The organism is Micromonospora sp. NPDC048170 (assembly GCF_040652795.1).
Classification (GTDB): domain Bacteria; phylum Actinomycetota; class Actinomycetes; order Mycobacteriales; family Micromonosporaceae; genus Micromonospora.
Window position 1 is genome coordinate 187,270 of the sequence record NZ_JBEZMR010000003.1, and the last position, 20,407, is coordinate 207,676.

At 75.2% G+C, this 20,407-nt stretch carries 20 protein-coding genes; 8 read left to right on the top strand and 12 right to left on the bottom strand.

Translation table 11 applies throughout. From position 1 onward, the window contains the following. Positions 1–31: 31 nt before the first annotated feature. Complete coding sequence (locus AB0D32_RS07390) at positions 32–700, bottom strand: response regulator transcription factor (RefSeq protein ID WP_357086075.1); 669 nt, start codon at positions 698–700, stop codon at positions 32–34. Further along, complete coding sequence (locus tag AB0D32_RS07395; protein ID WP_357086077.1) at positions 688–1,974, bottom strand: histidine kinase; 1,287 nt, start codon at positions 1,972–1,974, stop codon at positions 688–690. Before AB0D32_RS07395 ends, AB0D32_RS07390 begins: the two co-directional genes overlap by 13 nt. Before the next feature lie 171 nt (positions 1,975–2,145). On the opposite strand from AB0D32_RS07395, the gene AB0D32_RS07400 reads away from it, so the two are divergent. Next, a complete protein-coding gene (locus AB0D32_RS07400) occupies positions 2,146–3,228 on the top strand; it encodes a PIN domain-containing protein (RefSeq protein ID WP_357086079.1) in 1,083 nt (360 codons plus the stop codon). Between the two features lie 95 nt (positions 3,229–3,323). Here the strand turns inward: AB0D32_RS07400 and AB0D32_RS07405 are convergent, their stop codons facing one another. The 4 genes from AB0D32_RS07405 to AB0D32_RS07420 form a co-directional block, all read right to left on the bottom strand. Then, a complete protein-coding gene (locus tag AB0D32_RS07405) occupies positions 3,324–4,193 on the bottom strand; it encodes a S1 family peptidase (RefSeq protein ID WP_357086081.1) in 870 nt (289 codons plus the stop codon). Between the two features lie 159 nt (positions 4,194–4,352). Continuing rightward, entirely contained in the window at positions 4,353–6,908 is a 2,556-nt protein-coding gene (locus tag AB0D32_RS07410; protein WP_357086083.1) for a hypothetical protein, read from the bottom strand. A 47-nt stretch (positions 6,909–6,955) separates the two neighbouring features. Further along, positions 6,956–7,471, bottom strand: coding sequence for a 2'-5' RNA ligase family protein (locus AB0D32_RS07415; protein WP_357086085.1), 516 nt, complete (start codon positions 7,469–7,471; stop codon positions 6,956–6,958). A gap of 24 nt (positions 7,472–7,495) precedes the next feature. After that, positions 7,496–8,542, bottom strand: a complete 1,047-nt coding sequence (locus AB0D32_RS07420; protein ID WP_357086087.1) for an NAD(P)-dependent alcohol dehydrogenase — start codon at positions 8,540–8,542, stop codon at positions 7,496–7,498. Positions 8,543–8,710: 168 nt separating this feature from the next. On the opposite strand from AB0D32_RS07420, the gene AB0D32_RS07425 reads away from it, so the two are divergent. Then, positions 8,711–9,076: an SCP2 sterol-binding domain-containing protein gene (locus AB0D32_RS07425; RefSeq protein ID WP_357086089.1), complete on the top strand. Its 366-nt coding sequence runs from the start codon at positions 8,711–8,713 to the stop codon at positions 9,074–9,076. Then, positions 9,073–11,139, top strand: a complete 2,067-nt coding sequence (locus AB0D32_RS07430; RefSeq protein WP_357086091.1) for a glycogen debranching N-terminal domain-containing protein — start codon at positions 9,073–9,075, stop codon at positions 11,137–11,139. Before AB0D32_RS07425 ends, AB0D32_RS07430 begins: the two co-directional genes overlap by 4 nt. 54 nt (positions 11,140–11,193) lie before the next feature. On the opposite strand, the gene AB0D32_RS07435 is transcribed toward AB0D32_RS07430, so the two are convergent. Beyond that, positions 11,194–12,015 (bottom strand): hypothetical protein, encoded by an 822-nt coding sequence (locus tag AB0D32_RS07435; protein ID WP_357086093.1) that lies wholly within the window; start codon positions 12,013–12,015, stop codon positions 11,194–11,196. Positions 12,016–12,204: 189 nt separating this feature from the next. On the opposite strand from AB0D32_RS07435, the gene AB0D32_RS07440 reads away from it, so the two are divergent. Beyond that, a complete protein-coding gene (locus tag AB0D32_RS07440; protein ID WP_357086095.1) occupies positions 12,205–13,125 on the top strand; it encodes a DUF72 domain-containing protein in 921 nt (306 codons plus the stop codon). 119 nt (positions 13,126–13,244) lie between these two features. Continuing rightward, positions 13,245–13,769: a DinB family protein gene (locus tag AB0D32_RS07445; RefSeq protein WP_357086097.1), complete on the top strand. Its 525-nt coding sequence runs from the start codon at positions 13,245–13,247 to the stop codon at positions 13,767–13,769. Between the two features lie 47 nt (positions 13,770–13,816). Here the strand turns inward: AB0D32_RS07445 and AB0D32_RS07450 are convergent, their stop codons facing one another. Together AB0D32_RS07450 and AB0D32_RS07455 are read right to left on the bottom strand one after the other, a co-directional pair. Next, positions 13,817–14,182, bottom strand: a complete 366-nt coding sequence (locus tag AB0D32_RS07450; protein ID WP_357086100.1) for a hypothetical protein — start codon at positions 14,180–14,182, stop codon at positions 13,817–13,819. Between the two features lie 185 nt (positions 14,183–14,367). Further along, complete coding sequence (locus AB0D32_RS07455; RefSeq protein ID WP_357086102.1) at positions 14,368–15,003, bottom strand: hypothetical protein; 636 nt, start codon at positions 15,001–15,003, stop codon at positions 14,368–14,370. Between the two features lie 217 nt (positions 15,004–15,220). Here AB0D32_RS07455 and AB0D32_RS07460 point away from each other — a divergent pair, with 217 nt between their 5' ends. Beyond that, a complete protein-coding gene (locus AB0D32_RS07460; RefSeq protein ID WP_357086104.1) occupies positions 15,221–15,391 on the top strand; it encodes a hypothetical protein in 171 nt (56 codons plus the stop codon). 46 nt (positions 15,392–15,437) lie between these two features. On the opposite strand, the gene AB0D32_RS07465 is transcribed toward AB0D32_RS07460, so the two are convergent. From AB0D32_RS07465 to AB0D32_RS07475, 3 genes are all read right to left on the bottom strand, one after another. After that, the gene (locus tag AB0D32_RS07465; RefSeq protein ID WP_357086106.1) at positions 15,438–16,301 is read right to left on the bottom strand and encodes an alpha/beta fold hydrolase; all 864 of its coding nucleotides are present in this window, start codon (positions 16,299–16,301) and stop codon (positions 15,438–15,440) included. An 88-nt stretch (positions 16,302–16,389) separates the two neighbouring features. Further along, positions 16,390–17,607, bottom strand: a complete 1,218-nt coding sequence (locus AB0D32_RS07470; RefSeq protein WP_357086108.1) for a glycosyltransferase — start codon at positions 17,605–17,607, stop codon at positions 16,390–16,392. Positions 17,608–17,825: 218 nt separating this feature from the next. Then, a complete protein-coding gene (locus AB0D32_RS07475; RefSeq protein ID WP_357086535.1) occupies positions 17,826–19,094 on the bottom strand; it encodes a globin domain-containing protein in 1,269 nt (422 codons plus the stop codon). 113 nt (positions 19,095–19,207) lie between these two features. Between AB0D32_RS07475 and AB0D32_RS07480 the strand changes: the two genes are divergently transcribed. Then, entirely contained in the window at positions 19,208–19,690 is a 483-nt protein-coding gene (locus AB0D32_RS07480) for an Rrf2 family transcriptional regulator (RefSeq protein WP_357086110.1), read from the top strand. A gap of 9 nt (positions 19,691–19,699) precedes the next feature. Further along, entirely contained in the window at positions 19,700–20,341 is a 642-nt protein-coding gene (locus AB0D32_RS07485; RefSeq protein ID WP_357086112.1) for a class I SAM-dependent methyltransferase, read from the top strand. Positions 20,342–20,407 lie beyond the last annotated feature (66 nt).

Sequence of the window (20,407 nt, forward strand, 5' to 3'; positions counted from 1 at the left end):
GCGGGCAGGGGAGGACCCGTGCCGTCGCGGGCTACCGGGGCGGCGGGCCGGCGCGCAGATAGGTGAGGGCCGCCAGCACCCGGCGGTTGGTGTCGTCGCTGGGCGGCAGGCCGAGCTTGGCCAGGACGTTGCCGACGTGCTTGCCGACGGCCGCCTCGGTGACGTGCAGCGCCGCGGCGATCGCGGCGTTGGAGCGGCCCTCGGCGAGCAGCGTCAGCACCTCCCGCTCCCGGGCGGACAGGGCCGCGAGCGGGTCGCGCGGGCGGTGCAGCAGCCGCCGTACGACGTCGGGGTCGACGACCGTGCCGCCGGCGGCGACGGTGCGCAGGTGCCCGGCGAAGTCGGCGACGTCGGCGACGCGGTCCTTGAGCAGGTAGCCGACGCCCCGGCCGTCGCCGCTGTCGAGCAGGGCGGAGGCGTACTCGGCCTGCACGTGCTGGCTCAGCACCATGACGGCCAGCCCTGGGCGTTCGTCGCGCAGGGCGACGGCGGCGCGCAGACCGTCGTCGCGCAGGCCGGGCGGCATCCGGATGTCGGTCACCACGAGGTCGGGCTCGTGCGCCCGGGCCGCCTCCCGCAGTGCCGGCGCCGAGCCGACGGTGGCCACCACCTCGAAGTCGAACCTGGCCAGCAGGCCGACGAGGCCCTCGCGCAGGAGGACCTCGTCCTCGGCGAGCACGACCCGCGTCATCGGTCGCACGGCAGTTCCACGCGTACGAGGGTGGGCCCGCCGGCCGGGCTGGCGAGCAGCAGCCGCCCACCGGTCGCGGCGACCCGGTCGGCGAGGCCGGTCAGGCCGGTGCCGCGCGCCGGGTCGGCGCCGCCGTGACCGTCGTCGGAGACCTCCACGACGAGTGCGCCGCCGGCCACGGCGAGCCGGATCTCGGCCCGGGTCGCCCCGGCGTGCCGGAGGACGTTGCTCAGCGACTCCGACACCACGAAGTAGGCGGTGCTCTCGACGAGTTCGGGCAGTGGTCGCCCGAGGTCGGTGTGGACGGTGACCGGGATGGTGGCCTCGCCGGCCAACTCCCGTACCGCGCCGGCCAGGCCGAGGTCGGTGAGGCTCTGCGGGCGGATGCCCTGCACGATCTGACGCAGCTCGACCATCAGGTTCCTGGCCTGGTCGTGTGCGACAGCGAGCGGAGCGGCGGCGGGCGAGTCCTCGGGCACGTCCAGCCGGGCGAGGCCCAACTGGAGGGTGAGGCTGGTCAGCCGCGTCTGCGCGCCGTCGTGCATGTCGCGTTCGATGCGGCGGCGTTCGGCCTCGTACGCGTCGACCAGCCGGGCCCGGGACCGGGTGACCTCCCGCAGCGCCACCCCGTCGGCCGGCCCGCCGAGCAACCACCGCGCCATCGCGGCCTGGGCCGCGGCGAGTGCCCCCAGTCCGTACCAGAGCACCGGGGCGAGCAGGATCCCGACGACGGCGTACGGGACGGCCTCGCCGGGGCTGTCGACGGTGCTCCAGACCACGATGACCTCGTCGGCGTCGCCGGCCAGCCACGGGCTGGCGACCAGCGTGAGGTCGAGCAGCACGAGCAGGGCGAACAGCCAGTACAGCAGCGGCACCAGGCCGCCCAGCCAGAACGTGTGGGCGACCTCCCGCCACGCGGCGGCGCTGGTGTAACGGGCGGCCAGGCCCCGCCAGCGGTAGTCGGGCAGCGGGCGCCGGTCCACGATGCCCAGACGCTGCCGCTCGACCGCGGTCACGGCGATGCTCACGACCGGGGCCGACGCCAGCGTCATCAGCGCGCCGACGGTCAGGAACAGCACGAGGGAAAGCTCGACCGGGCGGCCCCGCTGTGCGGCGTTGACGGCCGCCAGCATGGGCGCCCCGACGACGAGCAACCCGACCGAGAGCACGCCCGCGACCGGCACGGTGGTGACCACGTAGGCGAGCGCCCGCCACGGCCAGGCGGAGAGCAGGTATCCGGGCCGGCGCAGGGCCACGGCCAGGCGCGCAGGTGCTGTCGTCATGCCGTAGACGCTAATCGCGGCCAGGACGCCGACCCAGCCGTCTGGGCGTAGTCCCGGGGTATGCCCAGCACTACCCCCGCGATCGTCCCGGCGGCCCGCCAGCAGGGGAATCGCCGCCCGCGGCCCGTCGGGTGGCCGGTCGCCGGCCCGGCGGCGGCGTAGGGTGGTCACGTGGATCAAGAGGACCGAATCGCCCTGTTCCTCGACTACGAGAACCTCGCGCTCGGGGCACGCGACCACCTCGACGGCGCGTCCTTCGACCTCCGTCCCATCGCCGACGCGCTCGCCGAACGCGGCCGGGTGGTGGTGCGCCGTGCGTACGCGGACTGGTCGTACTTCGACGAGGACCGGCGGATGCTCACCCGGTCGCACGTCGAACTCATCGAGATACCCCAGCGGATGGGGGCGTCGCGCAAGAACGCCGCCGACATCAAGATGGCTGTCGACGCGGTGGAGTTGGCCTTCGAACGGGGCTACATCTCGACGTTCGTGATCTGCACGGGCGACAGCGACTTCACCCCGCTGGTGCACAAGCTCCGCGAGCTGAACAAGCGCGTCATCGGCGTCGGGGTGGAGAAGTCGACCTCGGCGCTGCTGCCGCCCGCCTGCGACGAGTTCCTCTACTACGACCGGCTGGAGGGCGTCGACATCCCCCCGGCCCGGGCCAGACGGGGCCGCCCGGCCCGGCAGCCCAGCCCGGACGTGCCGCGGATCGAGCCGGAGCAGGAGCCCGAGCCTCTGCCGGCCCCCGACGAGGCCGCCCGGGACGTCGACACCCTCGCCGTGCTCGTGGCCCAGACCGTCGCAGGCCTCCAGGGCAGCTCCAGCGGCGAGGTGACCGCCTCGACGTTGAAGCGCACCCTGCTCCGCAAGGATCCGACGTTCAGCGAGTCCGACTACGGCTTCCGCACCTTCGGTGAGCTTCTGCGGCACCTCGCCCAGCACAACGTCATCGAGCTGGGGGAGGGGCCCGCCAAGGGCGATCCCGAGGTCTCCCTGCCCGAGCACGGCGACCGCGAGGTCGCGTTCGGGCTGCTCGGCTCGGTGGTGGCGGACCTGGCCGGCGACGAGGGGGCGGTGGCCCTCTCCGGTCTCAAGAACCAGCTGCGCCGGGCGCGGCCCGACTTCAGCGAGAAGAAGCTGGGCTACCGCAGCTTCCTCCAGTTCTGCAAGGCGGCCGCCACCAGCGGCGTCGTCGACCTGCGGTGGAGCCCCGACGCCGACGACTACCTCCTCACCCCACGGGCCGCCTGAGCGCCACTGTGGGCCGCCGCTCACGGAGTTCGACCCCGACGACCGGCCCGGCCCGACCTGTTACGCGGGTCGGGCCGGCCTGCGGGCGGTCCGGCTCAGGGGATCGTCACGCCGTACGCGGCCAGGATCTCGGTGATCGGCTGGTAGTAGGTGGTGCCGCCGCTGGTGCAGTTGCCGCTGCCTCCCGAGAGGATGCCGAGGACGACGCCGGTGGCGGCGACGTAGAGCGGCCCGCCACTGTCGCCCGGCTCGGCGCAGATGTTGGTCCGGATCAGGCCGGAGACGCTGCCCTGGGCGTAGTTGACGGTCGCGTTGAGCCCGGTGACCGTTCCGCAGCGCACCCCGGTCGTGGCGCCGCTGCGGCAGACCGCCTGGCCGACGTACGCGTTGCCGGCGCCGGGGACGGTGAGCAGCCCCGGATAGGTGTGGACGGCGCTGGGATGGGAGACCCGGCCGGTGTAGCGGACCAGCCCGTAGTCGTTGCCGGGGAAGCTGCTGCCCGCCCGGGTGCCGAGGACGGTGCTCTGTGCGCCGTCGGCGTACCAGGTGGAGGCGGCGGCGGTGCAGTGGCCGGCGGTGACGAAGTAGTAGGTGGTGCCGCTGCGGACGTTGGCGCCGAGGGAACACCGCCCGCCCCCGGCGTAGATAGCCTGCCCGCCGGCGATGAGGATGCGCAGCTCACCCGGTTCCCGGCGGAGTACCGCACCGGCCCGGCTGGCGGTCGCCCGCAGCGCGGCCATGTCCCGGGCGGAGACGGTGTCGTCGACGGTCAGGGTCATCCGTCCGGTGGCGGGGTCGAGCCCCCAGGCGGTGCCGGCGGTGCGGACCTCCGCGAGCGTGGCCGCGGCGCGGGCGGCGTGTTGGTCGGGGGCGGCCCCGCCGTGGTCGGGGGCGGCGTGGGCGGGCGCCGGTGGACCGAGCAGCAGCCCGGCGAGCAGGAGCAGGGCGAGCGGGAGACGACGCATCGAACCTCCATAGATTCGTATCTGTCGATTCCTTCCAGGATCCACCCCCGGGCGTGACGCGGACAAGCGGCGGGTCCGGGTCCGCGTGCGAGCCCGGCGACTGGGTGCGTGCCCGGGGCCACCGCCGTCGACGAGCGGACGGCCGGCGGGCCTGTCGCCCTACCGCTCGAGGATCGTGGCCAGCCGGCGTGCCTCGGTGGCCAGACGGGGCGAACCGCCCCGGGCGGCGACGTCCGCCAGGCCCGGCACCCCGATCCGTACGTCGGTCGCGTCGGCCGTCTCGGCGGCCAGGGTGAGCAGATCCGGGGTGCCGCGCGGCGGGGGCGACGCGGCGAGCACGGCGGGCAGGGCCGCGGCGAGGAGACGCCAGACGGTCAGCGGGGCACCGGCCGCCGCCGCGTCCCGCAGCGGCCGGAGCGCCCGGGAGGAAGGGAACACGCCGTCGGCGGCCAGGGTGCCGAGGTGCGTACCGACCGCCGCCGCATCGAGGTCACCGCTGGCGGCCAGCAGGAGCAGCGCGTCCAGCGCGGCGACCTGGTCGGCCTGGTGCCGGGAGCCGAGCCCGTAGGCCAGCGCCAGGTCGAGGGCCGGGCCGCCGGTCCCGGTGCCCTCGGCGAGCAACGGCAGGACGGCGGCGGTGCCCGAGACGCCGTCGCCGGCGCCGCTCGCGACGGTCGGCAGCACGTGGGCGGCGACCAGGCCCCGGTAGCCCGGCAGCGCCGCCGGCCAGAACGCCACCCAGTCGCCGTGCCACGTGCTGGTCGGCGGCCCCACGGTGAGCAGGCCGAGCGGATCGGCGAAGGCGTCCGGCGCAGCGAGTTCCACGTGCGTCCGCTGGGGCGGCAGCCCGCGGGCCTTCCAGTCGGGCGGCAACCGACGTCGCACGGTGACGACCCGGTGCGTCGGAGGCGGCAGCCCGCCGCCACGCAACCAGGCGGCGAGCCGGTCGCCCGCCGGGGTACGCAGCGCCGCGGCCCGGGCGGCGAGCGGCTCGTCGACGACGGCGGGCAGCCGCAGCAGCGCCTGGGTCAGGTCCGTCGACCACGGATCCCGGTCGCCGAGGCGCGCCAGCCGTTCGTGGAGGGTGGCCGGGTCGAGTGCGCCGTTCGCGAGGGTGGGCGCGGCGAGCAGGCCCGCGTGCGGTGCGCCGACCAGGCTGCCGATCTCGGCGAGCCGGGCGCGCAGGAGGCGCTGCGGCGCCGGCAGCCGGGAATTGACGGGCGGGGTCGGGAGGGCGACCTCGCCCGCCGCGCCGGGAACGGCGCCCGGCCAGGCCGCCAGCGGGGTGGCCCACCGGGCCCGCCGGGCGTCCGCCGCGAGCGGGTCGGCGGCCGCGTGCAGCACGTCGCCGACGAGGCCGCACAGGCAGCACGGGTCCCACTGGTGTTCCCCGCCCCCGAAGCGGCCCGGCTCCCGGCGCAGCACCGGGGCGAGGGCCGCGCCCAGCCGCTGCCGGTCGTTCCCGGCGAGGCGTACGACGGCGTCGAGGATCCGCTCCAGCACCAGCGCCGAACGGATGGGGCCTGCGACGACCTCCTCCGCCAGTTCGTCGGGGTCGGTGATCGGTGCCGGTGCCGGCGCGACGGGGGACGGCGGCGGGAGACTCTCGCCCACCGGGGTGGTCACGACGGGCGGGGCGGCCCGGTGCCCGTGCCGGGCGGCCAGCGCGCCGGACCGGTCGCGGATGTCACCCGCCGGGTGCTCGACGCCCGTCGCGAGCACGGCGGCGACCTCGGCGGCCCGGTCGCGGTGCCGGCGGGCGAGCTGGTCCAGCCAACTGAGCTGTGCGCGGACCAGTGTCTTGTCCGGCCGGGCCAGCACGGCCCGGGACGCGTCGAGGAGCGCGTCGAACTCCACGTCGTCCAGGCTCCGCAACGCCTTCTGCGCCAGCGTCGCCACCGGCGTGGGCGCGTCGGCGAGCAGGCGTAGGTAGGTGGCACGCCGCTCGCCGATCTCGGCGGCGGTGGGCGCGAGCAGGGCGTGCAGCGCGACGAACGGTCGCAGCGCGGCCAGCCGGTCGCCGCGTAGGAACCGGCTGACGCACCCGTCGAGCAGCTCCGCGCGGGCCAACCGACCCTCGCCGGCCAGTATCGCCAGCGCACCCGGCAGGCCCGTCTCCTCGATGCCCCGGAAATCGGTGGACGGCAGCCGGGTGCCGATGCCGTCCACCTCGAACAGCCGGGGCACCAGGGCGACCAGGAACGGATCCGCGCGCAGCCGCTCCAGCAGCGGGAGCGACTGCGACGGCTCCGGCGGCCACGCCATCGTCGCGACCCAGCCCTCCACGAAGAGGTCGTCGGTGGGCGGCGGGACGTTCTCGGCGGTGAGCAGGTCCGCGACGAAGCTCCAGCCCTCCGCCGGATCCGTCCGGTCGAGCCGGGCGGCGAGCCGGCGGGCCAGCTCCGGCAGCCAGGTGACGCCCCGCCGCCGGGCCACCCCGATCACGGGAACCGGATCCGCGCAGCGCAGGAACACGGAGCGCCGGCCCAACAGCTCGGCGACCTTCGCCGCGGTGGGCAGGCAGCCGACGGCCGCAACGGCCAGGGCCGTCGCCTGGGTGCCCTGCCACCAGTTGTCGCGCCGCCGGCGCACGTGCGCCACCAGTTCGGTGCCCAACTGCCGGCGGCGCTGCTCGTCGAGGGCGTCGACCGTGGCCACGGCGATGGCGACGTTACCGAGGACCAGGAAGCCGAACGGATCGCTCGTCACACTCACGACCGCAGACCGTACGGGGCGGCACCGACATCGTCGGCGTCGGTCGGCTAGGGCAGCGGGTGGCAGATGCCCCGGGCATGGTCGGTGAGGGCCGCCCCGACCACTGTCGCCTCCAGCGGCAGCACCTCCAGGCAGCGGCGCACCGCTGCGGCCATCAGGGCGTTCGGCACCCGCATCGACAGCGTGCAGTGCGGCACCCAGCGCCCCGGCTGGTAGTGCTCGACCAGCCCGATCCCCGCCTCGGCCAGCCGGCCGTGCACCAGCGAGTGGTGCGCGAGCAGTTCGGCGGTGGGGGTCGGGCCCAGCCACAGCACCCGGCCGACGAACTGCCCGGCGTGCTGGAAGCTCAGCCGCAGCGGCGCCGCCACCACCGTCCCGTGCAGCGCCGCCGCGACCCGCTCCGGATCGAAGCGGGGCGCGACGGCGAGCGAGACGTGCGGCCGGTGACGCCGCTCCAGCAGCGAACGCATGCTCTGCACGCCCTCGGATTCCAGCGCGTCCCAGAGCACCCGGATCCGTCGGGTGGCGTCGGTGTCCAGGTAGAGCTCCAGCGCCGCGACCACATGATCAGCCTAGGGGCGCGGTGGTCACGGCACGACGACGGCCCGGCCCTCCAGCGTGCCGTCGCGCATCTTGCGGTACGCCACGACCGCCTCCTCCAGTGAGAAGGTGCTGGTCTTCGGCTTGACCAGGCCCCGGGCGCCCAGTTCGAGCACCTCGATGAGCTCCGGCCGGCTGCCCCAGTACGTCGTCTGGATGCTCACCTCGTACGGCACCGAGAAGAAGCTCACCGGCAGCGTACCGCCACCGATGCCCACGATGGTGAGGTCGCCGACGGTGCGGGCGGCGGCGGCGCCGAGCGCGAGGGTGGGGTCGGCGCCGACGAAGTCCAGGATCACGTCGGCGCCCCGGCCGCCGGTGGCCTGGCGGATCTCCTGGGCGGTGTCCTCGCCGGAGAGCATGGTGAGGTCCGCGCCGCACTCCGTGCCGAGCTTCAGCGCCTCCTCGCGGGTGTCCACCGCGATCACCTGCGCCGCGGTGGTGGCCTTGAGGATCTGCACGCCGACGTGCCCCAGCCCGCCCACGCCGATCACCACGGCGGTGCTGGTCGGGCCGAGCTTCGCCCAGGAACGGCGGATCGCGTGGTACGGGGTGAGCCCCGCGTCGGTCAACGGCGCCGCCAGCACCGGGTCGAGCCCGTCGGGCAGTGGCACGACCTGCCGGGCCTGCGGCACCAGCATGTACTCGGCCATGCCACCGTCCAGGCCGAGGCCGCCGCCCCCGCCGGGCACCGGCGCCGCGGCGAGGTTCTCGCAGTAGGTGTCGACGCCCACCCGGCAGCGGGCGCAGGTGCCGCAGCCCCACGGCCCGTACACGGCCACCGGCTGGCCCACCGTCAGCCCGGTCACCCCGTCGCCGAGCGCGTGCACCCAGCCGGCGTTCTCGTGGCCGAGGGTGAACGGCGGGTTCCACGGCACCGAGCCGGTCTCGAAGTCGTGCATCAGGTGCAGGTCGGAGTGGCAGGCGCCGGCGCCGCCGATCTTCACCACCACCTGACCCGGGCCCGGGGTCGGCTCGTCGACCTCGACCAGCTCGGGTTCCGACTTCCAGTTCGGCAACCGCAGTGCGCGCATGGGGACGTCTCCTGTTCTCCGGCTTCCGGTTCCATCCGTCGGCTGCCCGCTCAGCGGCAGGTCAAACGCCTGTCGGCGGGCCTCCGGTTCACCCGGTCCGGGTGAACCGGTCTCACCCGGGTCGCTGAGAACGTGCCAGGGGTGTGGGGAGGGACGACGACGGCGTCGGTGACGGAGTACCTGCGGGGGTTGGGCTCCGGCCGCCGCCCGGATCTGCCCGGGACGACGAACGGCACCCTGCGGCTCGACGTGCGGGAGGTCGGCAGCACCGAGCACTGGTATCTGACGGTCGTCGACCAGCACGTCGAGGTGACCCGCTCGGACGACGACGCCGACCTGGTCGTCCGCGCCGACCGCCGGGTCCTCGACCGGATCGCCGCCGGGCGGATCCACCCCGCCACGGCGCTGATGCGCAACGAACTGACCGTGCGGGGCGACTTCCGGCTGTTCATGCTCCTGCGGCGCATCTTCCCCGGGCCGCCCGACGCGCGGCACCCGCGGGAGGCCGCCCGAGGAGAGGACGCCCACCGGTGAAGCAGGAGTGGGTGTACGTGCTGGCGGGCAACGCCTTCGCGATCAGTGACGCGCAGGGGGACATGGAGCCCGACCCGCAGGTGCCGGTGGGGCTCTTCTCGTTCGACACCCGGTTCCTGTCCCGCTGGGTGTTGACCGTGGACGGCGAGCGCTTGAAGGCGCTCTCCCGGGACGACATGTCACACTTCGACACCCGTTTCTTCCTGGTCCCCGGGACGGCCAGCCACTACGTCGACGCCGACGTCTCGGTGATCCGGCACCGCTCCCTGGACGACAGCTTCACCGAGCGGCTCACCGTGCTCAACCACTCGGCGCAGCCGGCGGAGCTCGTCGTCCGCATGGAGATCGGCAACGACTTCGCCGACATCTCCGAGATCAGTCAGCCCCGGCGCCGCGACATCGCGATCGACGTCGACAGGGCGCGGCGGGAGCTGAGGCTGTGCTACCGGCGGGAGCGGTTCGGGCGCGACGTCGTCGTCTCCAGCACCGCCCCGGCCGAGATCGACCGCAACGGCATGACGTTCCGGATCAGGGTGGAGCCGAACGGGCAGTGGGAGACCCGCCTGTACGTGACCATGGTCGGCCTGGGCGAGCACGGGCACGACATGCGGGCCGACCTGACGACCTACCAGCAGCACGTCCGCGTGCGGATGCGCGACGAACTGCGGGACTGGCTGGACCGGGCGCCACGACTGGTCGCCGAGGACGACTTCCTGACCACGCTGTACCGCGACAGCCTCGGCGACCTCGCCGCGCTGCGCTACGAGCCGCTGTCGTCGACCGTCCCGGTCCCGGTGGGCGGCCTGCCGTGGGCCATGACGTTGGTCGGCCGGGACGCGATGATCAGTTGTCTGCAGACCCTGCCGTTCACCCCGGAGCTGGCACCCCCGACGCTGCGCCTGCTGGCCCTCCTCCAGGGCGGCCGGCTCGACGACGAGCACGACGAGGAGCCGGGAAAGATCCTGGCCGCGCTGCGCTACGGCGAGGCCGCCGCGTTCGGCGAGCAGCCGGGCGCGCTCTACTACGGCGCGGCCGACACCACGCCCCTGTTCGTGATCCTGCTCGACGAGTACGAACGCTGGTCGGGCGACGCCGAGCTGGTGCGGCAGCTGCGTCACCCGGCCCGGATGGCGCTGGACTGGATCGACGAGTACGGCGACCTGACCGGTGACGGATACCTGCGCTACCTGTGCCGCGACCCCCGAAACGGCACGGTCAACCAGTGCTGGAAGGACTCCCCGGGGGCGATCGTCCATCGCGACGGCCGCGAGGCCGGCCTGCCCCGCGCCACGTGCGAACTCCAGGGCTACGCCTACGACGCGAAGCGGCGCGGCGCCCGGCTGGCCCGTGAGTTCTGGGACGACCCGGCGTACGCGGACCAACTGGAACACCAGGCCGCGCAGCTGAGGCAGCGGTTCAACCGGGACTTCTGGCTGCCGCAGCGGGGGCACTACGCGTTGGCGCTGGAGCCCGACGGCACGCCGGTCGAGACGCTCACGTCCAACATCGGGCACCTGCTCTGGAGCGGAATCGTCGACGACGACCGGGCCGCCGCCGTCGCCGACCACCTCGTCGGCCCGGAGCTCTTCTCCGGGTGGGGCGTGCGGACGCTCGCGGCCGGCCAGCGCCCGTACAACCCGCTCGGTTCGCACGTGGGGGCGGTGTGGCCGTCGGACAACTCCCTGATCGTCGCGGGGCTGCGCCGCTACGGCCGCGAGGAGCAGGCGGCCCGGATCGCGGCCGGCGTGCTCGACGTGGCGCGGACGATCGGCGGTTCGGTGCCGGAGGTGATCGCCGGCTACCCGCGGCAGCTGACCACGTTTCCGGTCCAGCTTCCGGCCGCCGGTCGCCCCCAGGCATGGTCCTCCGCTGCGCTGCTGATGATGTTGGCCACCCTGCTCGGCCTCGAACCGTGCGGCGAAAACCTGCTGGTCGATCCGGCCCTGCCGCCGGGGAGCGGCCGGATGGAGCTGCTGGACATCCCGGGCCGGTGGGGGCTCGCCGACGCGTACGGCCGGGACCGGGGTCCAAGGGAGCGCAGTTCCCGACGCCGGCTGCACTGACTGTGCGGATGGCGGGGCGGGCCGGGATCGCCGAGCGGGTACGGCGGCCGGGTGTCAGCCCGCGTCGCCGCCGGCCGGAACGGCGGTGGGACGCCCGTGTGCTGGCGCGACGTGGGAGGGGCCGGGAGGGGACGGTCGAGCGGTCGTGGCCGACGGCGACACCGTGGGCTGCCCGGAACGCCGGACGGTCGGCTCGGCCGCCGGTCGGCCGGTCGGACGGGTGCCCGGTCGGCGGGACGGCTCGTCGTGCGGGCGTGGGCTCCTCGGCTCGTCGGCCAGCACCCGCTCGCAGTAACCGGGCACCTCCTTCCGGCCGCCGGCGGCGTGGACCAGGCCGCCGTAGGCGGCGTCGTGCGGGAAACGGCCCGGTCTGTCGCCGACGTCCGCCCGGTACGCCCGGCACCACTGCCGTACGGCCGCTTCCGGCGTGGCCCGACCGTCCGGCCCGCCCGAGGTGGACGGGGGGTCGGGCGTCACCGTGGGGGAGGTGCCCACGGTGGGGGCGGGCACGGTGGGGGCGGGCGCGGGAGCGGCGGTGGCGTCCGCCGGACGGCGTAGCGGGTGGGGCAGCGTGCCCCCGGTGGCGGCGAGGGCCGCTCCGCCGGTGAGGGTGAGGGCGGCACCGACCAGCGCGGCGCGGACGCCGAACCTCGCGAGGGCGGGGCGGCGGCACCCCGGCAGCACGGCAGTGCTCCCGGCCCTGGCCAGCCGGTAGGCCCGTACGGCCGCCTCCTCCCCGGCCAGCTCGCCGGAGCGGGGCGCGGCGCGGAGCGCCGTCAACAGCGACGCGATGGGCCGCGGACCGCCGTGCGGGCCGACGACAGGCTCGCCGAGCATCCGCTCGACGGTCTCCTGGTCCATCCGGTGTGCTTTCATCTCGTGTTCCTCAGCGCCACGGGCCGCCGGGTCGTCACACGGGCCCGGGTGACGACCGACCGGCACAAAGCCGGGCAGGGCCCTTCGGACGCGAGCCGGAACAGGGCCGGCCACCGACAGGAACGGAACCCGCGTGCCCGCTCTCCGCCAGCGGTTGCCGTTCCGTCCGGTTCGCGGTGCACTGGACACATGGGTGTGATCAAGGTGGGCACCTCGTCCTGGGCGGACCGGATGCTGCTGCGTTCGGGCTGGTATCCGCGCGCGGCGAACACCCCGGCCGGCCGCCTCGACTTCTATGCCGGGCGGTTCCCCCTGGTCGAGGTGGACACCTCCTACTACGCGGTGCCCGTGCCCGAGACGACACAGGGCTGGGTCGAGGCCACCCCCGAGGGCTTCACCTTCGACGTCAAGGCGTTCAGCCTCTTCACCGGCCACCCGACACCGGTGGCGGCGCTGCCCCGCGACCTGCGACCGGCCGGCGGCCCGGCCCGGATCCGCCGGCGGGACCTTCCGGCGGCCACGTACGACGAGCTGTGGGACCGGTTCCGGGCGGCGCTGGCCCCGATCGCGGCGGCCGACCGGCTCGGCGCGGTGCTGCTCCAGCTTCCACCGTGGCTGGCCCGTGGGGCCGCCGCCCAGCGACGCATCGCCGAGCTGGCCGAGCGGTGCCGACCGTGGCGGGTCGCCGTCGAGCTACGCCACGGGTCCTGGTTCGACGGCCCGGCGGCGGTGGAGACGCTCGCGTTCCTGCGGGAGCGCGAGCTGTCGTTCGTCTGCGTCGACATGCCGCAGGGGCATCCGTCGTCGGTGCCGCCCATCCTCTTCGCCACGGCGGAGCTGGCGATCGTCCGGTTCCACGGGCACAGCGCCGCCTGGGAGACCGGGGACAAGCAGGAGAAGTTCCGCTACGCGTACGGCGACGAGGAACTCCGCCGCTGGTCGGAGCTGCTCGTCGAGCTGGCCGGGCAGGCGGGGGAACTGCACGTGCTGTTCAACAACTGCTGCGACGACCAGGCCCAGCGCGACGCCGCCCGGCTCGCGGAGCTGCTGGACGTACGACCGGCGGGACGGAACCGGGCGGTACGGGCGGGAGCCGCCTCGCCCTCCTGACCCCCGGTGCCCCACCCGCACGGATCCTCGGGGCCGCTGCCCGGTTCGGGGCGTCCCCGTGGACCGTCCGGGGGCAAATTCCGTCGACCGGGGCCGTCGGGCTGCGGCATCATCGCCGGATGCCGATAGCCACCCGTGCGCTCCTGCGCCGGCAGTTCGACCTGACGTGGTCGCTGTTCGAATACCACCTCGAACGCATCGAGGCGGCGGACTTCCTCTGGGAACCGTCCGCGCTCTGCTGGACGGTGCGTCGCGGCCCCGACGGCGGTTGGACACCCGACTGGGCCGACACCGAACCCGACCCGATTCCGGTCCCGACGATCGGTTGGTTGTCGTGGCACATCGGCTGGTGGTGGACGGTGGCCTCGGACCATCTCGAGGGACGGCCCCCACGGCAGCGCACCGACATCGGCTGGCCGGGCGCGGGCGAGCCGACAGTCGCCTGGCTGCGGGGCCTGCGCGCCGAGTGGCTCGGCCAGCTCGACCGCCTCACCGACGCCGACCTCGACGGCACCGCGTCGTTCCCGTCGCAGGACGACGGGTACACGGTGGCGGACATGCTCGGCTGGGTCAACGCCGAGTTGATGAAGAACGTGGCCGAGATCGGTCAACTCCGACTGCTGCGCGCCGCAGGGGGCGCCTGACCGCCCGGGGCGGGATTCGTCCCGGCCGCGCCGTCCGGCGTGCCCGGTCAGGAGCGTCGCCCCCTGGTGCGCAGCGCGTCCTCCGTCCGGTCCTCGACGTCGGCGGCGTCGGGGAAGGACCGCCGGGCCGGCGCCGGGTCCGGCGGCGCGCCGGGGCCCGCAGGCCGTGTGGGGGTCGTCTCGACCGAGCCCAGGCCGTGCCGCCCGGTCGGGCCGGACGCCTCCGCCGGCTCGCCGGCTCGCCGCTCCCCGCGCCGCCCCTGCGGCACGGCGGTCTCCTCGCTGCCCTCGTCCATGGGGTCGTCCTCGCCGGTGCCCCACGGCGGCTCCGCGTCCAGCCCGTCCCTGGTCACCCATGGGGCGACCGACTCCGGTGTGCGTCGGTCCCCGCCGCGTCCGTCTCCTGCCGTCATGGCCACCTCGCTGGTCGGTCCGCCGGTACCGGCCCCGAATGCCCGCGCCCGGGCCGGTCATGCCTCGCCGGTACCCCGGCGATCCGGTGCGGGAAGAGGCGGCGACGGCCCCGGCGGTCGGGGCACGCGCAGTGGCGCCCCGCCGCCGAGGAGCCGGCGGGACGCCCGTTCGCTGGTACGCCCGGTCAGCAGCTGCCGGACTTCGCCATCCGCTTCTGCGTGGCCGCGCCCATCGCCATGAGCGCGCCCATCCCCTTCGGCGCGTGCCGCACCCCGCGTACGCGCTCCAGCATCCCCCGGAACACCTCGCCGGGCTTCTGCTGCTCGCCCATGTACGCCGTCACCACGATGAGCGCCCCGGTCAGCGCCGGCACCGCCCACTGGAGCATCCGCATCTGCCGCTGGCACGACGCCACGTTCGACGGCGTGTGCGAGTTCGGCTCGGTGACGCCCTCGACCGGCGGCCCGCCGGCCTTCTCCAGCTTCATGCCGAGCAGCCGGCTGTAGCCCGTCACGGCCAGCGCGCTGACCGTCAACGCCGTCTTCAGCGTGCTGGCCCGGGCCACCCCCGACTGGGCGGCCACCCGTGGGCTCTCCGTCACCAGTTCCCCGACGGCCCCCGCCAGGTGGGTACCGATCGCCGCGGCGTTCACCGGGGTCCACCGGGCCCAGCCGGCCGAGGCCATCGGCAACCGCTGGGTGGAGTCGTTCATCTGTGCCGCCGCGCCGTTGACGCCGAAGGCGCCCATGAGGGAGCCCCCGAACCAGGCTGCCAGTCCCAGATCGTGCATCGAGCGCAGTGCGGTGTGCCGTTCGGACATCTGATCCCCTTCCACCGTGTCGGGCGGTGCGGCTTACCCGCCGCCCGGTCGGCTAATCCCGCCCGTCACCTGCTGAAACGGCGCGGAGACGCGGATTCCGGTGGCGGGAGCCGTCCGTGGGGGCCGGTGGGCCGGTGATCGGGACGGGGCGGGGGGAGTCGGTGGGCCGGTGGCGGGTAGATCGCCGGACGGACGATCCGAGCGAGAGGGGAAGCGGATGTCGCAGCCCGAGGAGAGCCGGGAGAAGACCGCCTCGACCGATCAGGTGCTGAAACACCCGGACAACGACCTGAGCAGGACCACCGCCGAGGTGCCGCCGCCGGCCGAGCACGGCGAGATCCGGGTGGAACTCGAGGGCGAGATGGTGCCCCTCGACGCCGACGAGTGAGCGCGCCTCCCCGGGCGGCGGGCCGTCGCCCGGGGAGGGGGGCGGGTCAGCGGGCCGGCAGGTCGGCGGCGAAGCGGGCCACCCGGGCCGCCAGCGGCGTGCTCGCGCGTACCCAGGTGAAGTGGTCCATCCGGGCGCCGGCCTGCGCCGCGGTGTAGCGCTCGCGGGCGACGGGCGCCGCGGCCAGCTTCGCGCACAGGTGGTCGAGCGTCTCGTGCGGGGTGTACTGGTCGTCGTCGACGCTGACCGCGAGCACGGGGGTGCGCAGCGCCCGCACGGCCGCCTCGGCGTCCACCCCGTCCAGGTGCGGGAAGCGCCCGGTCCGCGCCGTGTGGGCCCAGTCCCGGATGACCCCGCGCGCCTGTCGGCCACCGAAGCCCCAGCCCGGCCAGACGCCGAGCAGCCGGGCCGTCGCCGCGATCCCCTGGGTGTACGGCAGGACGCCGTACCCGCGCAGGCCCGGGTAGCTGCGCCACCACGGCACGCCGACGGCGACCAGCGCCAGCCCGTCGACGTCGTGCGCGCCGTGCACGGCGAGGTGCAGCAGCGCGGCCTGCCCGCCGAGGGAGTGCCCGAGCAGCACGGTCTTCCGCCCGTCCCGCCGGGCCTTGAGCGCCGCCAGCGTGGCGCCCACGTCGGCGGCCAGTTCCGGGTAGCCGTACCGGCAGGCGCGGCTCGGCTTCGGGGTGCTCTCCCCGGTGCCGCGCAGGTCGGCCACCGCCACGGCCAGGCCGGCGGCACGCAGCTCGGCGGCGAACGGGCGGTAGTAGCGCGCCCGGACGCCCATCGCGGGCGTGACCAGCACCAGCGGTGCGTCGTCGACGCCGTCCGGCTCGGGACACACCTGTAGGCCGATGCGGGCCCCGTCGACCTCGACGAACTCCTGCCGGTATTCCCCCGTCGCGTTCATCGCCCCAGGCTACGACCCGAGGCTACCGGCGGGTAACCGTGGGGTGGTGCGCGTCACCCGCCGCCGCCGGCCATCGGCCCGGGCCGTGTCACGCCACCGCCGGAGCGGGACGGCCGACGGTGCTGACCGTGGCATAGACCGTGCTCAGCTGCTCGGCACAGCGCTTCCACGAGTACCGGTTGCGGATCCGGTCCAGCGCCGCCGTCGCGTACGCGAAGCGACGCACCTTGTCGGCGAGCAGCCGGCGGACGGCGGTGCCGAGGGCACGGGGGTCGCGGGGTGGCACGAGGTCGCCGGTCAGGCCGTTGACCACGGTGTCCGCGATCCCGCCGACGTTCGTGCCGACCACCGGCACCCCGCACGCCATCCCCTCCAGCGGGGTGAGCCCGAACGGTTCGTACCAGGGGGCGGCCACCAGCAGGTCCGCCGAGCGGTACCAGCGGCCCAGCTCCGCCCGGGGCAGCCCGCCGAGCAGCTTCACCCGGTCGGCGATCCCGCAGGACTCGGCGAGCGCCCGCAGCCGGCGGGCGAAGCCGTCGGCGGGCAGCAGTTCCGCCGGCGGGCCGCCGACGACCACGCACTCGGCGTCCGGCACGGCCGGCAGGGCCCGGATGACGTCCTGGATGCCCTTGCGCTCCACCAGCCGGCCGACGGTGATGATTCGGGGGCGGGCCGGGTCGCGAGGGGCGACGGGCCCGTCGGGACGGAACAGCTCCTGGTCGACCCCGGCGGGGACCAGCGCCATCCGGGACCGGGGCACGCCGAGGCGGACCAGTTCGCCGATCTCGTCCTGGGTCTGCACGATGACCCGGTCGGCGGCCCGGCCCAGGGCCCGCTCGTAGCCGGCCCGGCCCGGTGGACTGGTCTCCCGGGCGCCCTGCGGCCGCCGCTTCACGGAGCCGAGGCTGTGGTACGTCAGCACCACCGGCACCCCGGTACGCCGACCGGCGTGCAGGGTGGCCAGCCCGCTCGTCCAGAAGTGGGCGTGCGCCACATCCGGCGCCCAGTCGCCGTCGCGCCACTGGCCGGCGAGCCAGCGTCCGAACTCGCCCATGTGCGGCAGCAACTCGTCCCTCGGCACCCGCAGGGCCGGACCGGCCGGCACGTGGCACACCTGGTAGCCGTCCGGGCTGCCCACGGATTCGGGCTGGGCGGTGGAGTCCCGGCGGGTGTAGACGCGCACGTCGTGCCCCTCGCCGACCAGGGCGGCGGCGAGCTCCGCCACGTGCGTGTGCTGACCGCCGGAACCGTCGGCCGCTCCGGCGGCGAGCGGACTGGCGTGTTCCGAGATCATCGCGATACGCATGTGCTTCCTCCATCGGCCGGCCCGGTCGGCGGGAACCGGACGATCCCGGGCGTCTCCTCGCCGCCTCCGGACCCCGCCGAAGGAGTCCCTACCCCCGACCTTTCCTCCTAACCGCCGCCCGCGCGGTTGTCCGGACGGGGCGATAGGTCCGCTGTGGAGACACCGGCGGGCGGCGGGGCGAACCGTCCCACCGCCCGTCACCAATCCGCGACAGCCGGTCAGGCGCGGTCGTCGCGCAGCATGCCCGGCCCGAAGACCTCGTAGGCGATCCGCTCCACCGGCACCCCCCGGCGCAGCAGGCCGCCCCGGACCGCGTTCATGAACGGCAGCGGCCCGCAGAGGTGCACGTGGGCGTCGGGGGTGAGCGGGATCAGCGCCGGGTCGACCCGGCCGGCGGCCACCTCGGCGGTCACCCCGGCCAGTTCGCCGTCGGTGAGGTCCTCGTACCAGAGGGCGGTGCGCAGGTTGGGCAGCGCGGCGTGCAGGCGCGGCAGTTCGCCGCGGAACGCGTGCGCCGCGCCGGCCCGGTCGGCGTGCACCAGCACCACCGGACGCTGCGGCTCGGTGGCGGCCAGGTGCTCCAGCGCGGCCATCGCCGGGGTCAGGCCGATGCCCGCGCTGACCAGCAGCAGCGGGCCCTCCCCGGGGACCGCGCTGACCTCGCCGAAGGGCGGGCTGAGCCGGAGGGTGTCGCCGACCCCCACGTGCTCGTGCAGGAACGTGGAGACCACGCCGTCGGGGGCGTCGCCGATGCCGCGTACCCGCTTGACGGTGATGCGCCAGTGGTCGGCTCCCGGGCGGCCGGAGAGGCTGTACTGGCGGATCTGTTGCCCACGCCCGCCGTCCAGATCGACGGCGATCGAGGTGTACTGGCCCGGGACGAAGGTGGGTGCCGGGCCACCGTCGGCCGGGACCAGGGTGAACGACACGACGTCCAGCGCCTCGGTGGCCCGGCCGGTGACCCGCCAACCCCGCCAGACGGGCTCGCCCTCGGCCAGCCCGGCCACGGTGTAGAGGCGGGCCTCCCGGGCGATCAGCTCGCAGGCCAGCAGCCAGTAGACCTCGTCCCAGGCCGCCGCGACCTCGCCGGTGACGGCGTCGCCGAGCACCTCGCCGACGGCGGCGAGCAGGTGCCGGCCGACGATCGTGTACTGGGTGGCGGTGATGCCCAGCGAGGCGTGCTTGTGCGCGATGCGGTCGAGGATCGGGCCCCACGGCGCGCTGCTGCCGCCGGTCAGGTGCTCCGCGTACGCGACCACGGCCGCCGCGAGGGCGGCCTTCTGGGTGCCGGTGGCCTGGTTGCTGCGGTTGAAGATGTCGAGCAGTTCGGGGTGCGCGTCGAACATCCGCTGGTAGAACCGGCCGGTGATGGCCTCACCGTGGGCCTGCACGGCGGGCAGGGTTGCCGTCACCACTGCTGCTGAGGATTCCGAGAGCACGACTGTCTCCTTCTGGGCTGAACCGCTCGGGCCCCGCCAGCAAAACAGGTATTGGAAATACCTCTTTAGGGCCGAAGGTCCCGGGTCGAGGGTTGCCCGGATCACACTCCGGGCCCGGTCGGCCGTGGTGCGGGGTCGACCGGGCTGGCTAGGGTCGAAACGTGAAGCTCAACCGGTCCACCGACATGGCGCTGCGCATCGCCATGCTCGCCGCCGCGAGCCCGCGGCGGATGACCGTGGACGAGCTGTCCGACCAGCTCGACCTGCCCCGCAACCACGTCGCGAAGGTGGTGCAGCGGTTGCAGCGACTCGGGGTGTTGGTCACCATCCGGGGTCGCGCCGGCGGGGTGGCCTTCGCCGAGGGCGGCGGGGACGTCACGGTCGGGCGGGTGGTGCGGGCCTTCGAGGGCGACGACGAGGTGGTGTCCTGCGACGAGCCGGCCTGCACGCTGCGCGCGGCCTGCCGGCTGCGGGGCGAACTGCGCCGGGCCCGGGACGCCTTCCTCGCCGTACTGGACGGGGTGACCCTCGGCGGGCTCGTCGACGGGCCCGCCGGCCCGGCGCTGCTCGCCCTCGGCCTGCCCCGCCCCCGGCCGGCGCCCGCCGCGCCGCCGCCCCGGGGAGCCGTACCCGATCCGGTCTGAGGAGTGACGATGTCCCGTGGCGCGGTCTCCCACCCGGTGTTCGCCCGGGTGTTCCAGCGGGCGAGCGTGGCGATGGACCGCGCCGGCGCGGCCACTTACCGGCGGCGGCTCGTCGCCGGCCTCGCGGGCCGGGTCGTCGAGGTCGGTGCCGGCAACGGTCGCACCTTCGCGCACTACCCGGGCACGGTCGAGCGGGTGCTCGCGGTCGAGCCGGAACCCCGGCTCCGGGCGGCGGCCCGGGAGGCGGCGGCCGGGGCGCCCGTCCCGGTGGAGGTGGTCGACGGACTCGCCGAGGCGCTGCCGGCGCCCGACGGCGAGGCCGACGCGGTGGTGCTGTCCCTGGTCCTCTGCTCGGTGGCCGACCAGGCCGCCGCGCTGCGCGAGGCCCGCCGGGTGCTGCGGCCCGGCGGGCAGTTGCGCTTCTTCGAGCACGTACGCGCGCAGACGCCGGGCCTGCGCCGCGCGCAGCGGCTGGTCGACGCGACCCTCTGGCCGCTGCTCTGCGGCGGCTGCCACACGGGCCGCGACACGGTGGCCGCGATCCGGGCCGCGGGCTTCACCGTCACCGAGCTGGGGCGGTTCCGCTTTCCCGAGACCTCGCTGCCCAGTCCCGCGGCCCCGCACGTGCTCGGCGTGGCCGCCCGCGACTGACCCGCCGCACCCGTCCGACTGGCCCCGGCCCGCCCGCGACTGGCCCGGCCGGCCCGCTCACGACCG